This window comes from Amycolatopsis sp. GA6-003 (genome assembly GCF_046267895.1).
Classification (GTDB): domain Bacteria; phylum Actinomycetota; class Actinomycetes; order Mycobacteriales; family Pseudonocardiaceae; genus Amycolatopsis.
On sequence record NZ_CP176499.1, the window covers coordinates 5,579,056 to 5,595,402 of the forward strand.

15 protein-coding genes are annotated in these 16,347 nt (G+C 69.2%); 9 read left to right on the forward strand and 6 right to left on the reverse strand.

From position 1 onward, the window contains the following. Window positions 1–39: 39 nt before the first annotated feature. Entirely contained in the window at window positions 40–678 is a 639-nt protein-coding gene (locus tag F9C12_RS25130; protein ID WP_409184290.1) for an HNH endonuclease family protein, read from the reverse strand. 152 nt (window positions 679–830) lie between these two features. After that, on the reverse strand, window positions 831–1,502 hold the full coding sequence (locus F9C12_RS25135) for a hypothetical protein (RefSeq protein WP_409462028.1): 672 nt from the start codon (window positions 1,500–1,502) through the stop codon (window positions 831–833). 76 nt (window positions 1,503–1,578) lie between these two features. On the opposite strand from F9C12_RS25135, the gene F9C12_RS25140 reads away from it, so the two are divergent. After that, window positions 1,579–2,865: an adenylosuccinate synthase gene (locus tag F9C12_RS25140; protein WP_009084870.1), complete on the forward strand. Its 1,287-nt coding sequence runs from the start codon at window positions 1,579–1,581 to the stop codon at window positions 2,863–2,865. 201 nt (window positions 2,866–3,066) lie between these two features. After that, window positions 3,067–4,245, forward strand: coding sequence for a pentapeptide repeat-containing protein (locus F9C12_RS25145; RefSeq protein WP_409462029.1), 1,179 nt, complete (start codon window positions 3,067–3,069; stop codon window positions 4,243–4,245). Here F9C12_RS25145 and F9C12_RS25150 read toward each other — a convergent pair whose 3' ends face one another. Next, the gene (locus tag F9C12_RS25150) at window positions 4,246–4,743 is read right to left on the reverse strand and encodes an OsmC family protein (protein ID WP_409184293.1); all 498 of its coding nucleotides are present in this window, start codon (window positions 4,741–4,743) and stop codon (window positions 4,246–4,248) included. A gap of 150 nt (window positions 4,744–4,893) precedes the next feature. Between F9C12_RS25150 and F9C12_RS25155 the strand changes: the two genes are divergently transcribed. After that, window positions 4,894–5,796: a TIGR03564 family F420-dependent LLM class oxidoreductase gene (locus tag F9C12_RS25155; protein ID WP_409184294.1), complete on the forward strand. Its 903-nt coding sequence runs from the start codon at window positions 4,894–4,896 to the stop codon at window positions 5,794–5,796. On the opposite strand, the gene F9C12_RS25160 is transcribed toward F9C12_RS25155, so the two are convergent. Beyond that, window positions 5,777–7,414, reverse strand: a complete 1,638-nt coding sequence (locus F9C12_RS25160; RefSeq protein ID WP_409184295.1) for a Na+/H+ antiporter — start codon at window positions 7,412–7,414, stop codon at window positions 5,777–5,779. The genes F9C12_RS25155 and F9C12_RS25160 overlap by 20 nt on opposite strands. 452 nt (window positions 7,415–7,866) lie before the next feature. After that, a complete protein-coding gene (locus F9C12_RS25165; protein WP_409184296.1) occupies window positions 7,867–9,402 on the reverse strand; it encodes an amino acid permease in 1,536 nt (511 codons plus the stop codon). A 367-nt stretch (window positions 9,403–9,769) separates the two neighbouring features. Between F9C12_RS25165 and F9C12_RS25170 the strand changes: the two genes are divergently transcribed. After that, the gene (locus tag F9C12_RS25170; protein ID WP_409462030.1) at window positions 9,770–10,237 is read left to right on the forward strand and encodes a nitroreductase family deazaflavin-dependent oxidoreductase; all 468 of its coding nucleotides are present in this window, start codon (window positions 9,770–9,772) and stop codon (window positions 10,235–10,237) included. 37 nt (window positions 10,238–10,274) lie between these two features. Here the strand turns inward: F9C12_RS25170 and F9C12_RS25175 are convergent, their stop codons facing one another. Then, window positions 10,275–11,411 (reverse strand): glycerophosphodiester phosphodiesterase, encoded by a 1,137-nt coding sequence (locus tag F9C12_RS25175; RefSeq protein WP_409462031.1) that lies wholly within the window; start codon window positions 11,409–11,411, stop codon window positions 10,275–10,277. A gap of 241 nt (window positions 11,412–11,652) precedes the next feature. On the opposite strand from F9C12_RS25175, the gene purD reads away from it, so the two are divergent. The 5 genes from purD to F9C12_RS25200 all read left to right on the forward strand — a co-directional run bounded on the left by purD (window position 11,653) and on the right by F9C12_RS25200 (window position 16,347). Beyond that, complete coding sequence (purD, locus tag F9C12_RS25180; protein WP_409184299.1) at window positions 11,653–12,912, forward strand: phosphoribosylamine--glycine ligase; 1,260 nt, start codon at window positions 11,653–11,655, stop codon at window positions 12,910–12,912. Window positions 12,913–13,011: 99 nt separating this feature from the next. Continuing rightward, the gene (locus tag F9C12_RS25185) at window positions 13,012–13,401 is read left to right on the forward strand and encodes a PE domain-containing protein (protein ID WP_037354127.1); all 390 of its coding nucleotides are present in this window, start codon (window positions 13,012–13,014) and stop codon (window positions 13,399–13,401) included. An 85-nt stretch (window positions 13,402–13,486) separates the two neighbouring features. Further along, the gene (locus F9C12_RS25190; RefSeq protein ID WP_409462032.1) at window positions 13,487–13,984 is read left to right on the forward strand and encodes a DUF3558 domain-containing protein; all 498 of its coding nucleotides are present in this window, start codon (window positions 13,487–13,489) and stop codon (window positions 13,982–13,984) included. Window positions 13,985–13,993: 9 nt separating this feature from the next. Further along, window positions 13,994–15,592, forward strand: coding sequence for a hypothetical protein (locus F9C12_RS25195; protein WP_409462033.1), 1,599 nt, complete (start codon window positions 13,994–13,996; stop codon window positions 15,590–15,592). Next, on the forward strand, window positions 15,589–16,347 hold the full coding sequence (locus tag F9C12_RS25200; protein WP_409462034.1) for an ESX secretion-associated protein EspG: 759 nt from the start codon (window positions 15,589–15,591) through the stop codon (window positions 16,345–16,347). Before F9C12_RS25195 ends, F9C12_RS25200 begins: the two co-directional genes overlap by 4 nt.

The following is a 16,347-nucleotide window of genomic DNA, read 5'->3' on the forward strand; positions in this document are numbered from 1 at the left end:
ACAGTGGACGGCGGCGGTGCCCGCGGTAGCCGGGTCGAGTCAGCAGCGGCCCAGCATGTCCGTCAGCGCGGACTTCTCCGCCGAATTCACGGTGAGCTTGAACTTGTACTTGACCGTCACCCACATCTTGGCGTAGGTGCACCAGTATCCGGTGGACGGCGGCTTCCACTGGTCCGGCGACTTGTCGCCCTTTTCCTGGTTGACGTTGTCGGTCACCGCGATCAGCTGCGGGTCGGACAGGTCGTTGGCGAAGGCCTGGCGCTGCGACTGGGTCCAGGACGAGGCTCCGGTGCGCCACGCGTCGGCGAGCGGCACGACGTGGTCGATGTCCACATCGGACGGAGAACTCCAGGTCGCGCCGTCGTACGGCGAGGTCCATTTGCCGGACGTCGGGTAGCAGTCGGAGCCGACCTGGACGTTCGTGCCGTCGCGCTTGAGCACCATCTCGCGCGTGTTGCAGCTGTTGCCCTGGTCGATCCAGTGCGGGAATTTGTCGCGGCTGTAGCCGTCCTGCGAACCGTCCGGCTTCACCGTGAGGCCGGCGAGCTGGCTTTTCGCGGTGTCCGCCGACGGGATGCCGGGCGGCGTGGCGTCGGCGACGCCGACCGTGACCGAGCCGAGCAGCGCGACGCCGGCCAGGACGGTCAAGGAGTTGCGAACTGTACGTGTGGTCGGCATTTTGCTGCCTTCCTGGTCAGATGCGGGACTGATTCACCTTTGACCACGAAAGTGGCGTGCGCAACACCGTCAGGTGACAGGAAACCGACCTTCTGTAAACGGAAAGTCACCGAGAGTCCAAGTCCGGCTGAACCTCGGCCGGCGAGAGCGGGTCAGCCGCGGACCGCGCGGAGGTCGGCGGTATGCCGGTACCAGGTCCGCCGGGTGATCTCGCGTTCCTGCGGGACACCGTCGATGACCAGCGAGGACGTCGGCACGCAGCCGAGCTGGAAGGCGCGGCCGCGATACGTCGAAGATCGTTTGAGGAGCTTGCCGCGGGTGATTCGGGCGGTCACGCCGGTGTCGTCCGGTGCGACCTCGATGCCGGAAACGAAGCCGTCGAAAGCCACCTGTTCGTCGCAATACGCCTGGCCCTTGACATCGCGCAGCCTCGCGTGCCCGAGGAGCACGCCGCCGGTGTCGTCGCGGACGAGGGAGATCTCGGCGTCCTCCCCCTTCCAGGCGAGCGCGAACGCCTCGTCCGGGTCCGAGGGCAGCCGCCAGCGCGCGGCGACGCGCGAGCCGGACTCGGTGGCCACGAAACCCACGGACACGCCCGGGAGAAGGTCGCGGCGCATGAGACGCGCCACCACGGCGGCGAGGTCGGCGTCGGTGCCCAGCACGACGAGCCGGTCGTGTTCCCGCAGCAAGGGGTCGATTTCCGCCTTGCCGGGACGGGGCCCGGCGTGCACCAGCGGGACGTCGCCGAGCCGGGCGGGCAGATCCGCCGCGGCGCCGCAGGCCACCACTATTCCGCGCACTCCGGCGTCCTCCGTTAAAGTCATGCACCGGCATTTGCCAGCGCCACCCGTGCCCCCGTCCGGGGTCACTATTCCTATTGCCGAACACCTGGAGTGTCACATGCCGGCCATCGTGCTGATCGGTGCCCAGTGGGGGGACGAGGGCAAGGGCAAGGCCACCGACCTGCTCGGCGACCGCGTCCAGTGGGTCGTCCGCTACCAGGGCGGCAACAACGCGGGCCACACGGTCGTGCTGCCGAACGGCGAGAACTTCGCGCTGCACCTCATCCCGTCCGGGATTCTGACGCCGGGCGTGACGAACGTCATCGGCAACGGCGTGGTCATCGACCCGGGCGTGCTGCTGGACGAGCTGGCCGGTCTCGAGGAGCGCGACGTCGACACCAGCAAGCTGCTGATCTCGGCCGACGCGCACTTGATCATGCCCTACCACGTGGCGATCGACAAAGTCACCGAGCGCTACCTCGGCAGCCGCAAGATCGGCACCACCGGCCGCGGCATCGGGCCGTGCTACCAGGACAAGATCGCCCGCGTGGGCGTCCGCGTGCAGGACCTGCTGGACGAGAAGATCTTCCGGCAGAAGGTCGAGGCGGCACTGGAATTCAAGAACCAGGTGCTGGTCAAGGTCTACAACCGCAAGGCGCTCGACGCCGACCAGGTCGCCGACGAGGTGCTCGCGGCGGGCGAGAAGTTCGCGCACCGCATCGCCGACACCCGGCTGCAGCTGAACCAGGCGCTGGAGCGTGGCGAGACGGTGCTGCTGGAGGGCTCGCAGGGCACGCTGCTCGACGTGGACCACGGCACGTACCCGTTCGTCACGTCGTCGAACCCGACGTCCGGCGGCGCGAGCGCGGGGTCGGGCATCGGCCCGGGCCGCATCACGACGGTGCTGGGCATCCTGAAGGCGTACACGACCCGCGTCGGCTCCGGCCCGTTCCCGACCGAACTGGACGACGAGTCCGGCGAGTACCTGCGCAAGCAGGGCGGCGAATTCGGCGTCACCACCGGCCGCTCGCGGCGCACCGGCTGGTTCGACGCGGTGATCGCCCGCTACGCGGTGCGGGTCAACGGGATCACCGACTACTTCCTGACCAAGCTCGACGTGCTGTCCGGCCTGGAGAAGGTCCCGGTGTGCGTCGGTTACGAGGTGGACGGCTTCCGCACCTCGGACATGCCGATGACCCAGACCGACGTGCACCACGCGGTCCCGATCTACGAAGAGCTGCCGGGCTGGTTCGAGGACATCTCGCACTGCCGCACCTACGACGAACTGCCCGCCAACGCGCGTGCTTACGTCGAGCGGATCGAGGAGCTGTCCGGCGCCCGGGTCTCGGCGATCGGCGTCGGTCCCGGCCGCGAGCAGACGATCGTGCGGCACGAGTTCGCCTGAGCTTGTTGCGGCTGACGGCCGCGGTTCGATGAGAGCGGCATGACAGATGGTGCTGCCGGTGGGTCGGGCCGGTCTGGTGGGCCTAGCGGAGTGGCAGGGCGTGCCGCCGGTGGTTCGGATCGGTCTGGTGGGCCTAGCGGCGGGACAGATGGCGTCGCCGGTGGTTCGGATCGGCCTGGCCAGCCTGTCCGGCCGGTCCGGGTGCAGAAGCTGCCGGAGCTGCGGTGGTGGTGGGTAGCCGCTGCCGCCGCGGCGACCGCGGTCCTGATCGTCGCGGCCACCTGGCTGCTGGTGAGCCAGGTGGCGACGGCGCCGACGTCGGACGCGGCCAGGGCCGAACTGGACGCCATCCGCACGGCGCTGAGCCTCGCGGTCGGCACGGGCGGCGCGTTCGCGCTGTGGCTCGCGGCGCGGCGGCAGCGGTCGACGGAAATCCAGATCAAAGAGACCATCGCCGCCACCGCCGAGGACCAGCGTCACCGGGAGCGGGTCCAGCTCGCGACCGAGTTCGACCTGACCGAACGGCGGATCACCGAGCTGTACGCCAAGGCGGTCGAGCAGATCGGTTCGGACAAGGCACCGGTGCGGCTCGGCGGGTTGTACGCGCTCGAACGGCTGGCCAACGCGAATCCGACGCTTCGGCAGGCGGTCGTCAACGTCATCTGCGCGTATCTGCGGATGCCGTTTCCGGAACCGTCGTGGGATTACGAGCGGTCGAGAGCCGTTGAGATGAAGAACGGGCTGTCGGAGGCCGAGCGACAGGAACGCGAGGAGCTTCAGGTAAGGCTCGCGGTGCAGCAAATGCTGGCGGATCATCTCCGGGAGGCGGACGGCTCCCCGGAGAAGTGGGGCGTCCTCGATATCGACCTCAACCGCGCGGTCTTGATCGACTTCCGGTTTGAGCATTGCGTCGTAGGCGAAGCGACCTTCCGCGGAGCTCAGTTCCTGGTGGTCGCCAGGTTCGACCAGACCGTCTTTCACCGAGAGGCGTGGTTCTACGAGGCCGACTTCGACCGGCTGGCGAGCTTCCGCGACGCGAGGTTTCTCGATCGAGCGGCCTTCACGAACACGCGATTCGGCTGGCATTTCTTGGCGAGCGGGGTGCGGTTCCTCGGCGGAGCCTGGTTTCTTCGCTCGAAATTCGGAGGAAGGTGCGATTTCAGCGGCGGGGAGTTCGAGCGATGCGCCGACTTCGACAAGCAGTCGGCGCTCACTGAGCCGAGCGACGGTTCGTTGTGGTGGACCGAGTTTCCCGACACCCGATTCAACTTCCAGGGCGCCAGGGCCGGGCAGCTGGATACCGAACCGACGCTGCCCGACCGGTGGAGCGTTTCCGCGGACGGGACGTTCGCCTATCGCGGCGAATTGGCTCCGTCGTGATCAGCGAACCGTTGTGCTGACCGGGGTTTGGTTGCGGAACAGGTCGAGCACCGGGCAGTGCTCGTCCACCGCGCGGCGGAGCTGTTCGTAGACCTCGGGTGCGGCCGGGCCGTCGAGTTCCACGGACACTCGCACGTCGCTGAAGCCGGGCCGGGTCGATTCGTCGAAGCCGAAGAAGCCGTGCAGGTCCAGGTCGCCGTCCACCTTCACGCGCACCCCGTCCAGCGGGATGCCGAGGCGCGCGGCCCAGAACTGGTACGTGATCACCTGGCAAGACCCGAGCGCGGCCAGCGCGTACTCGACCGGGTTCGCCGCCTGGTCGGTGCCGCCGAGCGCGGGCGGCTCGTCGACGGTGAACGCGTGGTCGCGCACCCGGACGTCCACCACCGTCGCGGTGTTCGCGACCAGCGCGTGGTCGACGCTGAACGACACCGCCGCGTTGTGCCGGTCCGTCCGCACGGCCTCGCGGGTGCCGTCGATGACGTCGGTCAGTGACATCGGTCCTCCTGGAATCGTCGGGCGTCCAGGGTGCGGGTCTGCCGGGGCGCCGGGCCAGGGGCTCTCGTCGGCTGGGAACGCGGCTGACACAAAGCCGAGCGCTGGTTTCATCTAGTGGGAAACCGGTGGTGCGCCTGAATAATTGAAGGCATGAGCGTCGGACTGAGCTTGCCCGCCCTCCCGCGGGAGCACATCACGGTGACCGAAGTCCTGGACCAGGCACGCGAGGCCGAGGAGGCGGGTGCGGCGTCGATTTGGTTCGCCCAGCTGCCCACGAGCCATGACGCGCTGGCGGTGTCCGCGCTGGCCGGACAGGTGACCTCTCGCATCGAAATCGGCACCTCCGTCGTGCCGATTTACCCACGGCACCCGCTGGTGCTGGCCGCCGCGGCGCGAACGGCGAGCGAGGCGTCCGGCGGGCGGTTCGCGCTCGGCATCGGCCTCGGTGCGAAAAGCTTCCTCGAACCCGTCTATGGCACGCCGTATCCGCCGCCGGTTCGGCACCTGCGGGAGTACCTGACCGTCTTGCGGGCATTGTTCGCCGGGGAACAAGTCGACTTCACCGGCTCGACGGTGGAGGTGCATCTGTCGGAGCCAGCGCCGGCCGCGCCGATTTCGGTGCTCGTCGCCGCGATGGGGCCGCAGGCGTTGCGGGTCACCGGTGAACTGGCCGACGGCACCCTGCCGTACCTGGCCAGCCCGCGCGCTCTCTCGAACCTGATCGTGCCCGGGATCGGCCCCGGGAAGCGGGTAATCGCCGCCGTCCCGGCCGTGGTGACCAGCGACGTCGACGCGGTGCGCGAACTCGCGGCGAAAGAGCTTGATTTTTACGGTTCGATCCCGTCGTACCAGCGGGTGCTCGCGGCAGGCGGCGTCGAAAGCGCGACGGAGTTGGCGCTGATCGGCGACGAGGAGACGGTCGCGGCCGGCGTGCAACGCTATTTCGACGCCGGCGCGACCGACGTGCTGCTCACCCAAACCGCCCTGCACACCGACGAGGACCGGCGGCGTACCTGGCGGCTGACGGGCGAGCTCAACTCAATCGGTTCGTAAGGGTTGTCGTTACGGACATTTCCTCCAGGTCGAGTTCGCGCAGCACCTTCTGCAGGACGTCGTCGTCGAGGCGGCCGGCGCGGTTCTCCTCGATCATCGCCGCGCGCTGGGTGATGAGGAGTTCCCGCCGCGCCTTGGCGAACTGCGCCTGCGGACTGTCGCGCCGCTCCTCGCCGGACAGCGTGATCGCGGCCTGCGCGAACCGGTACCGGGTGTCCACGACGCGTTCCAGCCGTTGTTCGAGCCGCTTCATCTTCTCCGGCTCGATGTCCATAGTGGACAGCTGGTCGCGCGCGAGCTCGCGCAGGCGTTCGTGCGCGGCCTTCTGCGCGACCTTGCGCGCGGCCAGCTCCTCGGCCTGGTCGCGAGCGTCCTCGTCCGGGTCCTGGACTTTGAGCAACCGGATCAACGGCGGCAGCGTGAGCCCTTGGATCAGCACGGTCCCGACCGCGACGGCGAACGCGAACAGCTGAATCTCGGCTCGCCCAGGCGTATCCGCGGGAACACCGGACGCGGCCGCGATGGTGACGACGCCCCGCATCCCGGTCCAGGAGATCACCGCGAGCGAACGCCACGCCGGCGGATCGTGCTTGGTACGTCTGAGAAGTTGCAGTGACCGGGGCAGGTAACTGGACAGGAAAACGGCCGGAATCCGGACGAACATCGTCGCGAGCAACACGACGATCGCCGACACCGCGAGCGTCCAGTTGTCCCGAGCGGCATGCTGCGCCCCGTCGAGCACGAACGGCAGTTGCAGCGCCATCAACGCGAACACCAGCGCCTCGAGCATCACGTCGATCGACGCCCAGACAGACCGGTCCTGCACCCGCGTCGCCGGGGACGCCCGCAACGACCGGTGGCCGAGGAACAGCCCCGCCGTGACGACCGCCAGCACGCCGGACCCGCTGAACTCGGCCCCGAACGGATGCAGATGCTCCGCGGTGACGTACGCCGCGAACGGCACCACGATCCCGAACGCCGATTCGAGCAGCGGATCGTCCAGCCGCGTGCGGATCAGCTCGACGACCCCGCCCGCGACCAGCCCGACGAGAATGCCGACCACCGTCGCGACGGCGAAGACCGCGAACCCGTGCCCGAGCGACCCCGCCGTCCCGGCCACCGCCGCGAGCGCGACCTTGTACAGCGTCAGCGCGGCCGCGTCGTTGACCAGGCTCTCGCCGGTGAGCACCGTCATCACGCCCCGGGGCAGCCCGAGCCGTCGCCCGATCGCGACCGCCGTGACCGCGTCCGGCGGAGACACGACCGCCCCGAGCACCAGCGCCGACGCCCACGGCAAATCCGGCAGCAGCAGGTGCACGACGAAGGCGATCACGAACGCGGTGGCCACCACGAGCAGCACGCCGAGCGTGATGATCGGCCGCAGATTCGCACGAAAGTGCGAGATCGAACTCTCCAGCGACGTCGAGTACAGCAACGGCGGCAGCACGACGGTCAAGATCAGCTCGGGCTCCAGCTCGACCCGCGGAACGCCGGGAATCAACGCGACCCCCAGCGCGACCACCACGATGAGCAGCGGCGCGGACAGGTTGAACCGCCGGGCGATCGCAGTCAGCCCCAGCGACCCGGCGAGCACGCCGACCAGCGTCAAGGTCTCCATGCTTCGCATCTTGACTCATGGCTCCGCCGAGGCACGGATGGTGTGGGTTCGTGTCGGGACTCCCTTCGGGTCGAGGTGGGATGGCTCGGGTCGCGGGGCGGGCGGTTCTTCGGAGGGCCGCGCGCGGCGGTCGTAGGTGGAGTGGTCGTGGACTTTCCGGGTCGGCGTCGGGTGGGGTCGGCGGTGGTCGCGCGACACCGTCCACGGGGGTGATCGCCGGGCCGGGCCGAGGCGGTGGTGGTTGGCGGACCGTGCCGGGATAGTCGCAGCGCGGCAACCCGGACGAGTCCGTGGGCGCGCGAGGCGATCACGGGAATCAACACGGAAGCGGCACCGACCTGGGTCTCGGGGGCGGGCGGACGCGGGCTCCGGTCAGCCACCCGCCAGCGAAACGAGGCCGGACCATACGAGACCGGGCGGAGAACGCCCGGCCGTCTCGAAAACGCGCGGGACTAACCTAGTTCCTTCAATTCCTTTTCCACCGCGGCAAGTTCCTCCGCCGACCCCTGCACCTTCGGGCCGGTGAACCATTTCCGTGCCGACAAGACCCACCACAGCGCCGCCCCGCCGAGGACGACCAGGAAGGCGATCGGCGTGTAGTTGAACGTGTCGACCGTGATGGGACTGGCTTGGGGCAGCATGAAGAGCACGAAGATCACCACGACCCACGCCGTCGCGACGATGCCGATCGGTTTGCCCCAGCGGCCCAGGTTCCACGGGCCCTTCTCGAAGCTGTCGCCGCGGCGGACGCGGAGGAAGACCGGGATCACGTAGGCGACGTACAGGCCCACCGTCGCGATCGAGGTGACTGCTGCGTAAGCCGTCGCGCTCCACAGGTACGGCAGCGCCAGCACCAGTGCACCGCCCGCTGCCAGCCACACTGCGTTGGTCGGGGTTTGGGTTCGTTTGTTGATGCTGTGCCAGATCTTCGAACCCGGGATCGCGCCGTCGCGGGCGAAGGCGTAGATCATCCGGGAGTTCGCGGTCACCGATGCCATGCCGCAGAACAACTGTGCGCCGATGCAGATCAGGAGCAGGAATTTGCCGGTCACCGCGCCGGTCGCGTCGATGAAGATCTGTGCGGGCGGGACGCCGGTGGCCGAGTTGACGGCTCCGTCGTAGTCCTGGATCGCGAATGTCAGGCCGATCAACAGGATCCAGCCCGCGACCAGCGACACGAGAATCGAGTTGATGATCCCGCGCGGGCCTGCTTTCGCCGCGTTCTTGGTTTCCTCCGTCATGTGCGCCGAGGCGTCGTAGCCGGTGAGCGTGTACTGCGCCAGCAGCAAACCCAGCAAGAAGACGTATGGCGCGGAACCCCAGCCGGTCTGGTTCACGAAGCTGCCGAACACGAACGACGCTTCCTGGTGCTTCGCTGGCACGAACACCAGCACGCCCACGATCACCAGCACGCCCAGCAGATGCCACCACACGCTCACGCTGTTCAGCACCGCCACCACTCGCACGCCAAAGGTGTTCAGCACCCCGTGCACGACGAGAATGATGGCCAGCAACAGGATCGTGTGCCCCGGCGTCGCGCTGAAGCCCCACTGCAGGTCGAGGAACGCGTTGAGGAAAAGCGCGGCTCCGAAGTCGATGCCAGCGGTGACCGCGATCTGCCCGATCAGGTTGAACCAGCCGGTGAACCACGACCACGCTGGACCGTTGCGGGTCGCCAGTTTCGCCGCCCAGTAATACAGCCCGCCGGCGGTCGGATAGCTCGAGCACACCTCCGCCATGCCCAGCCCGACCAGCACCACGAACAGCCCGACCAGCGGCCAGCCCCAGATCATCGCCGCCGGGCCGCCGGTCTTCATGCCGAAGCCGTAGAGGGTGAGGCAGCCGGACAGGATGGAGATGATCGTGAACGACACAGCGAAGTTCGAGAACGCCGACATCGTGCGTTTGAGTTCCTGCGCGTAGCCGAGCGCGTGCAGGCGAGCGCTGTCTTCGTCGGGCTGGCCGGTCTGCTGGTCGGAGACATCCATCGGGCACCCACCTGAAAGGTATGCGGACAGACCATTGAGAGTGCGCAGAAGTTAGCCCTCTCCGTTCGCGGGTGTCAAGGTTTCGCTGGTGGCTGGACGGAAGCTCCTCCGAACGGCGCAGGGCGGCTCGGAGCTGGGTGATCACCATGGATCCAGTATCTCGAACGAATGTTCGAGAGTGCATCACTCGAACCGGTCGTCTCCGGCATCAAATACGTCGGCAACGGCCGACGCTCAGGCACCCGCCTCCAGAACCCACAACCGTCACCCAAGTCCTGACGCAGTTCGCTGCCGCGATGTAGAGATCGACGCGGCGGCTCCGTCTCCGGGGCGAGAAGCACCGTCCGCACCGGAAAGGACCACCGCCATGGCTGTCGCCGAAGACCTCGACCGCGCTACTGACTCCCAGTGGGACTGGGTCGCCGAGCAGACCCGGGCATACCTGGCCTCGAACGGCGCGGAAGGCCACGAATCCGACGGGCTCCGCATGCTCGTGCTCGCCACCACCGGACGCAAGACCGGCGTGCCCCGGCGCACCTGCCTGATCTACGGCACCTCCGGCGACGAATTCGTGGTCGTCGCTTCCAAGGGCGGCGCCGACGAGGACCCGGAGTGGTTCAAGAACATCGTGGCGGAACCGAGCGTCGGCGTGCAGGTCGGTGCGCGCCGGTTGACCGCGCGCGCTCGCGTCGCGTCCCCGGAAGAGCGCGAGGTGCTCTGGCCGCAGATGGCGCGCGTTTTCCCGCTGTACGACGAGTACGCGCAGAAAACCGACCGCGTGATCCCGATCGTTCTGCTCGCTCCGCAAGGCGGACACGAAACGGCCCGCCGGTGACGGGGCACCGGCGGGCCGGAAAGAACTAAAGGAAAACTCAGCGACCGACGAAGTCCCGCACCGATTCCAGTGCGGTGTCCGGCTGGTCGGCGAAGAATCCGTCGACTCCGGCCTTCAGGAACGCCGCTTCCTCCGCGAACACGTTGCCGTACGCGCTCGGGCTGGCCGACGAGCGCAGGTTCGCCGGGAGGAACGGGTTTTCGTTGCGGAAGGTGTAGGGCTGCACCTCGAGCCCGGCGCGGTGCGCGTCGGCGATCAGTGTGGTCGGCTTGCCGAGGTTGTCCTGCGCGTCCCGCGGGATGATCTGGCCCTTCTCCGGGCCGAGGTACTTCGCGTACTTGGCGATCTCGCGCAGGCCGGCGGGCGTCACCAGGTCCGCGTACGTGCGCTTGTCGCCCTTCGCGACGAAGTCCGCCGGAGCGCCCTTCGCCTCGGTCAGCTGCAGCAGCGGCACTCGCACCTGCTTGCTCAGCGCCTGCAGGTTCGACACCTCGAACGACTGGATGATCACCGGCGCGTTCGGCCGGTTCAGGCCGTTGCGGTTGAGGATCGACACCAGCTTCGGTTCCGTCGGGTTGCCGATCGAGCTGAAGTACGTCGAGTGCTTGACCTCCGGGTAGGTGCCCAGCGTCCGGTGCAGCTCGTGGCCGAGCCGCCGGGTCAGGTCGAGCACCTCCTGGTAGGTGGCGATCCGGTAGCGGCCGTCGTAGAGCTGGTTGTTCGGCCGGTTCTGCGGGATCCGCTCCTTGGCGTAGAGCGTCTTCAGCTCGGCGAGGGTGAAGTCCTCGGTGAACCAGCCGGTCATCTTGGTTCCGTCGATGACCTTCGTGGTCTTGCGCGAGGCGAACTCCGGATGGGCCGCGACGTCGGTGGTGCCGCCGATCTCCGGCTCGTGCCGGGCGACGAGCTGGCCGTCCTTGGTCGGCACCAGGTCGACGTCGACGTAGTCCACGCCCATCCGGTAGGCGAGTTCGTACGACGCGAGCGTGTGCTCCGGGCGGTAGCCGGGCGCGCCCCGGTGTCCGACGATCACCGGATCATCGTGCCGGGGACCGTACGCGGCCGCACCCGCGGCCGTCTCCTCGCTCGCGGCGGCCGGGCCGATCGCGAGACCCGCGACGCCGAGCAGGGCCAGGCCGGACAGGGCGAGCACGCCGAGGCGTTTGCGCTTCATGGGGGGACCTTTCTCTACCGGGGCGATCCGCAGCTCGCCACGACTACCGCGTCACCCTCACCGCCGCAAGCGTCGCGCGCACGGCACCAGCCGGACGGGCGGTTGACAACCGGGTAAACGGTGGATGGCACCCGAATCCGGACACCGGGTGACCGGCACCGGATCAGTCGCGTACCTGGTCCGGAGGGGGTCGCGGACGGCGCGCTGCCGCGGCGCGACACGCACCGTTACGCTGTCCGGCGTGCGCGTACTGGTAATCGGCTCCGGCGCCCGGGAGCATGCACTCGTCCTCGCGGTGGCAGGCGACCCCGCGGTCACGGCGCTCGCTTGCGCCCCCGGCAACGCCGGCACGACTGCGGTCGCGGAGCAGCTCGGGGTCGAGCTCGCCGAGCCCGAGGCCGTCGCGGCCCTGGCCAAGGAGTGGAAGGCCGACCTCGTCGTGATCGGGCCGGAGGTGCCGCTTGTCGCGGGCGTCGCCGACGCGGTGCGCGAAGCCGGCATCGCCTGCTTCGGACCGTCTGCCGCGGCCGCGCGCATCGAGGGGTCGAAGGCGTTCGCGAAGGACGTCATGGCGGCCGCGAAGGTGCCGACGGCCCGCAGTGAAGTCGTCGACACCCCCGCGCGTCTCGACGCCGCGCTTCAGCGCTTCGGGCCCACCTGGGTCGTGAAGGACGACGGCCTCGCCGCTGGCAAGGGCGTGGTCGTGACGCAGGACATCGAGGTCGCGCGCAAGCACGCCCTGATGCTGCTCGACGGCGGGCACCCGGTCCTCCTGGAGTCCTTTTTGGACGGCCCGGAGGCCTCGCTGTTCTGCTTCGTCGACGGCCGCACCGTGGTGCCGATGCTGCCCGCGCAGGACTTCAAGCGCGTCGGCGACGGCGACACCGGCCCGAACACCGGCGGCATGGGTGCGTACGCACCCCTCCCGTGGGCACCCGAAGGCCTGGTGGACGACGTCGTCGCGCGGATCGTGCAGCCGGTGGTGGACGAACTCGCCGACCGGGGCAGCCCGTTCTCCGGCCTGCTCTACGCCGGCCTCGCGCTCACCTCGGAAGGCCCGCAGGTGATCGAGTTCAACTGCCGTTTCGGCGACCCCGAGACGCAGGTAGTGCTCGCGCTGCTGCGTACGTCGCTGGCGACGGTGCTGAACGCGACGGCTACCGGGAAGCTGGCTGAGCTGCCGCCGTTGGAGTGGTCGAACGGGGCCGCGGTCACCGTGGTGATCGCCGCGGACGGCTACCCGGGCAAGCCGCGCACTGGCGACGTCATCACTGGCGGGGAGATCGAAGGCGTGCTTCACGCGGGTACGCGGCGTCGCGACGACGGTGCGGTTATCTCGGCTGGCGGGCGCGTGCTGTCCGTCGTCGGCACCGGCAAGTCGCTCAAGGCGGCGCGTAAGCACGCGTACGAGACTGTCGAGCGCGTACACCTCGCTGGCTCGCACCATCGCACCGATATCGCACTGCGCGCGGCCAACGGGGAAGTAAGCGCTCCCGCCTGAGCAGCTTCTCCACGAAGTTCGCCTCGAGTTCACGCGCCGGTTGGTAGCCTCGAAACGGGTCCGTACGGTCACCGTCCGTATCACGGGAGGGGTTAGCGCATGCCGGGAAGCACACCGCTCACCGACCTGGCTTCGTCGGTACCGGCAGCGCCGGGCGTGGCGGACATCGTGGTCGAGCCGGCGAAACTGCTCGAGGTCGCGCGGGTGGTCGACGAGCAGGTCAGCGCGCTCGAAGACAAGCTCCTCACGCGGTTGGGCGAGCTGCGCGTCGACACTCCTTCGTCGGACACGGTGAGCGTCAACGCGATGGCCGCGTGGAACACCGTGGTCGCGGAAGGTGATCAGTCGTACGCCGCGCAGGTGCGTGCGTACGTCGCCAATCTGCACAAGCTTGTCGGACAGCTGCGCGAAGCAGCGAAGACGTACGAGGCCAGCGACGCGGACAAGGCAGCGGCGTTCGGGGACCGCGGTGCGCACGGCATCCACTAAGCCGCTCATCGCCGTTGTCGCGGTGCTCGGGGTCGCAGGCTGCTCGTCAGGTGCGCAAGGCACCGCGTACCCCGTACAGCCCGCGATGAGTTCCTTGGCGCAGCAGACGAAAGCGGCCGCGTTGCCGCAGCGGCCGTCGGATTTGCCGATCGCCGGGACCGATCCGTGCGACTTGCTCGGGCAAGCGCAGCTCGACCTGCTGAAGGTGACGAGCGTGCCGCGCAAGGCCGCGGAGTCGAAGGACGGGCCGACCTGCGTGTTCGATTCGGACAAGACCGAACCGTTCCACGCGCTGCACCTGCGGATCGTCAACGCGGACGTGCGGGAATGGCTCACCGGCTCCCGGCGCAAGAACAGCATGACCACCGCGACTACCAGCGTCGAGGGTTATCCGGCGATCACCAGCTACCGCGCGGCGGGCACGCCCGCGGACTGCGAGGTGCTCGTCGGCGTCGCGGCGGGACAGACCATGGCGGCACAGGAGTTCGCGGTCACCGCGGGCGCGTTCAGCCAGCCGCAGTTGTGCGAAATCGCCACCCAGGCCGCCGGCCTGGCCGTGCAGGGCCTGAAGAACCGGACCTAGGGAGGGCGCGTGGAGATCTCCGAACTCGCGGGCAGGATCCGCGACCACCGTTTCGACGGCTGGACCGACACCGCCATCGCCGACGAGATCGAGAAGTTCGGCACTGGCGACGGAATCGCCAGCATCGCCACCGCGGTCGAGGCGCTGCGCGAAATCGCGACCGCGCTCGCGGGTACCGACCACGCGCTGCGCGACCAGCTGGCGAAGCTCGGCGTCGAATGGCAGAGCCAGGCGGGCGGGCAGGCCGGGCAGGTCCTGTCGGACCAGGCGGGCTTCTCGCAGGACGCGATGCAGAAGGTCGCGCACACCGCGGAAATGCTGTTCGCCCAAGGAGAAGCGTTCAACCGCACCAAGTACAAGCTGCCCGACCCGGCCGCGGTGCGCAAAGGTGCGGAGAGCCTGACGCTCATCGATTCGGTGGCGAGCTTCCTCGGTTTCGAGACCGATCACGCGGCCCAGGTGCAGGCCGCGGACAACGCGCGCGGCCAGGCGGTCGAGGCGTTGAACGCCTATGCCCAGCAGAGCGGGGAAAACCTGCTGTCCACCGAACCGCTGAGCCAGCCGCAGTCGCTCACGATGGTCCAGCCGGGCAGCGGGCCGAGCCCGGTCGACCGCGCGGCCGCGGCCGTCGAGGTGACCCCGGACGGCCAGGTGCGTCCCGCCGCGGCGTCGGTGAAATCGCAGTACGTTCCCCCGCCGCCGCCTCCTTCGGCCCCGCCGGTGGATCCGCCGACCCCCGCGTACGGCACGGCTTCGCAGGCACCGGCTCCTCGGCCGGCCGCGCCGGTGGTCGCGGCCAGTTACGCGCCGCCGCCTCCTCCGCCGCAGGGGTGGCAGAAGGGGCCGGCATCGCACGGCAGCGCGCCTCGGTCGGTCGGTTCGACCAACGGACCCGGAATCCCTAGCGGGCCAAGCACTTCGAGCGGACCCACCGCGGGTGGGACTCGGGTTCCGGGCGCGGTTCGGCCCGGGGAACCGGGCACGTTCGTGCCGGCTGGACCGCGGGGCGCCGACAGCGGAACTGGTGGTCCGGCTGGTCGCGGAACTGTGGGAAGTTCCGAAAGTCTTGGCGGCGCAAGCGGATCCGGTCGTTCCACGCCTGGTCCGGGCGGTGGCGGCAACCCCGGTAGTGGTCACGAAAACCAAGCGCTGCAACGAGGTCGGCTGGTCGGCAGCGTCCCGCAGGCGCCGCCCGCGCCGGTCGCCGAAACCTCCGGCAACGCCCCGGTCCCGCGTGGAGGAGGAGCGTCGCCCGGCGAAATCGGGGCAGGCGCTGCCGCCTTGGGCGCGGGAGTGGCCGGTGGCGCGCTTTCCGGCGACCGGGAACGGCAGGGCCGCGCGCAAGACGGTCAGCAAAAGGGCTTGGTCCGGCCGTTGCCGGTGGACGAGCTTCCCGAGGAAGAAGCCGTCGCACTGCGGAAAGCCGAGCAGATCGCGCCGAAGTCGGGTGGCGGCGACGCCAAGTACCTCTCCGAAGCCGCTCCGCAGGAAGGCGACGACGAGCACGTGCGCCGCTTCGGCGTCGACGACAAGGACCTGTTCGCCGACGGCCGGATGGTGACGCGCGACGTCCTCGGCGACGGCACGGGAGACGTGCGCCGGCCGTGAACCTGGTACTGACCGCCCTCGAATTCGATGTGCTGTGGGAATCGCTGGACCTGGGCGGGCGCCCGGCCGCGCTCGCGGTCCCGTCGCCGGGCCGCACGCACACCGAACGGGCCGAGCTGATCGAGTCCGTGTGGGATTCGCTGGCACAGCGCCGGCTGGCGCGCGGCCGCCGTCCTTCCGGGACAGTGCTCGATCAGCTGCATTTGCTGGCGAGCCCGCGGGAGGCGGTGGACGTCTGGGTGTGGGCGGACCGGGAAATCCACGGCCGCGCGGTGAGCCGGGGCAGCCAGGCCGTGCTCGCGGTGATCGACCGGGACGAGGTGTGGCTGATTCCCGCCGACGCCAGCGCGCTCGCCGAGGCCGTGGTGTCGGTGGCCGGATCGCTGGACCCGGGCGTCGGCCAGTCGGTCTCGGTGCCGCACCGCACGCTCGTCGCCGCCGACGCGGCTGCCGCTGGCGACCCGAAGACGCTGGTCACCGCCCTGGAAGACCGGGGCGTGGCGTTGTGGGAAGCGCAGGAACTGGCGGGCATGCTGATGGGACAGGCGGCGCGCGGCCAGTTCTGCGCGGAACGGGTGCTGCGAGACGGGACGGTGCGCCGATCGCCGCACGTGGCGGCGTTTTACGACACCGATTCCGGGCGGTATCTCTTCCAGCTGACCGACGATTCGGACGGGCATACCTGGGCGACGGTGAGTCCTGCGGACAACGCGATGCTGGCGGAGCGGGTGCGGGAGTTGCAGGCCGCGATTTGA

What these genes read in the sequence shown, in the direction of transcription:
- F9C12_RS25190 (WP_409462032.1), top strand. Translation starts at nt 13,487, where the DNA reads ATGAGTTCCTTGGCGCAGCAGACGAAAGCGGCCGCGTTGCCGCAGCGG.
- F9C12_RS25140 (WP_009084870.1), top strand. Translation starts at nt 1,579, where the DNA reads ATGCCGGCCATCGTGCTGATCGGTGCCCAGTGGGGGGACGAGGGCAAG.
- F9C12_RS25130 (WP_409184290.1), bottom strand. Translation starts at nt 678, where the DNA reads ATGCCGACCACACGTACAGTTCGCAACTCCTTGACCGTCCTGGCCGGC.
- F9C12_RS25155 (WP_409184294.1), top strand. Translation starts at nt 4,894, where the DNA reads ATGAGCGTCGGACTGAGCTTGCCCGCCCTCCCGCGGGAGCACATCACG.
- F9C12_RS25170 (WP_409462030.1), top strand. Translation starts at nt 9,770, where the DNA reads ATGGCTGTCGCCGAAGACCTCGACCGCGCTACTGACTCCCAGTGGGAC.
- F9C12_RS25150 (WP_409184293.1), bottom strand. Translation starts at nt 4,743, where the DNA reads ATGTCACTGACCGACGTCATCGACGGCACCCGCGAGGCCGTGCGGACG.
- F9C12_RS25165 (WP_409184296.1), bottom strand. Translation starts at nt 9,402, where the DNA reads ATGGATGTCTCCGACCAGCAGACCGGCCAGCCCGACGAAGACAGCGCT.
- F9C12_RS25160 (WP_409184295.1), bottom strand. Translation starts at nt 7,414, where the DNA reads ATGGAGACCTTGACGCTGGTCGGCGTGCTCGCCGGGTCGCTGGGGCTG.
- F9C12_RS25185 (WP_037354127.1), top strand. Translation starts at nt 13,012, where the DNA reads ATGCCGGGAAGCACACCGCTCACCGACCTGGCTTCGTCGGTACCGGCA.
- F9C12_RS25135 (WP_409462028.1), bottom strand. Translation starts at nt 1,502, where the DNA reads ATGACTTTAACGGAGGACGCCGGAGTGCGCGGAATAGTGGTGGCCTGC.
- F9C12_RS25175 (WP_409462031.1), bottom strand. Translation starts at nt 11,411, where the DNA reads ATGAAGCGCAAACGCCTCGGCGTGCTCGCCCTGTCCGGCCTGGCCCTG.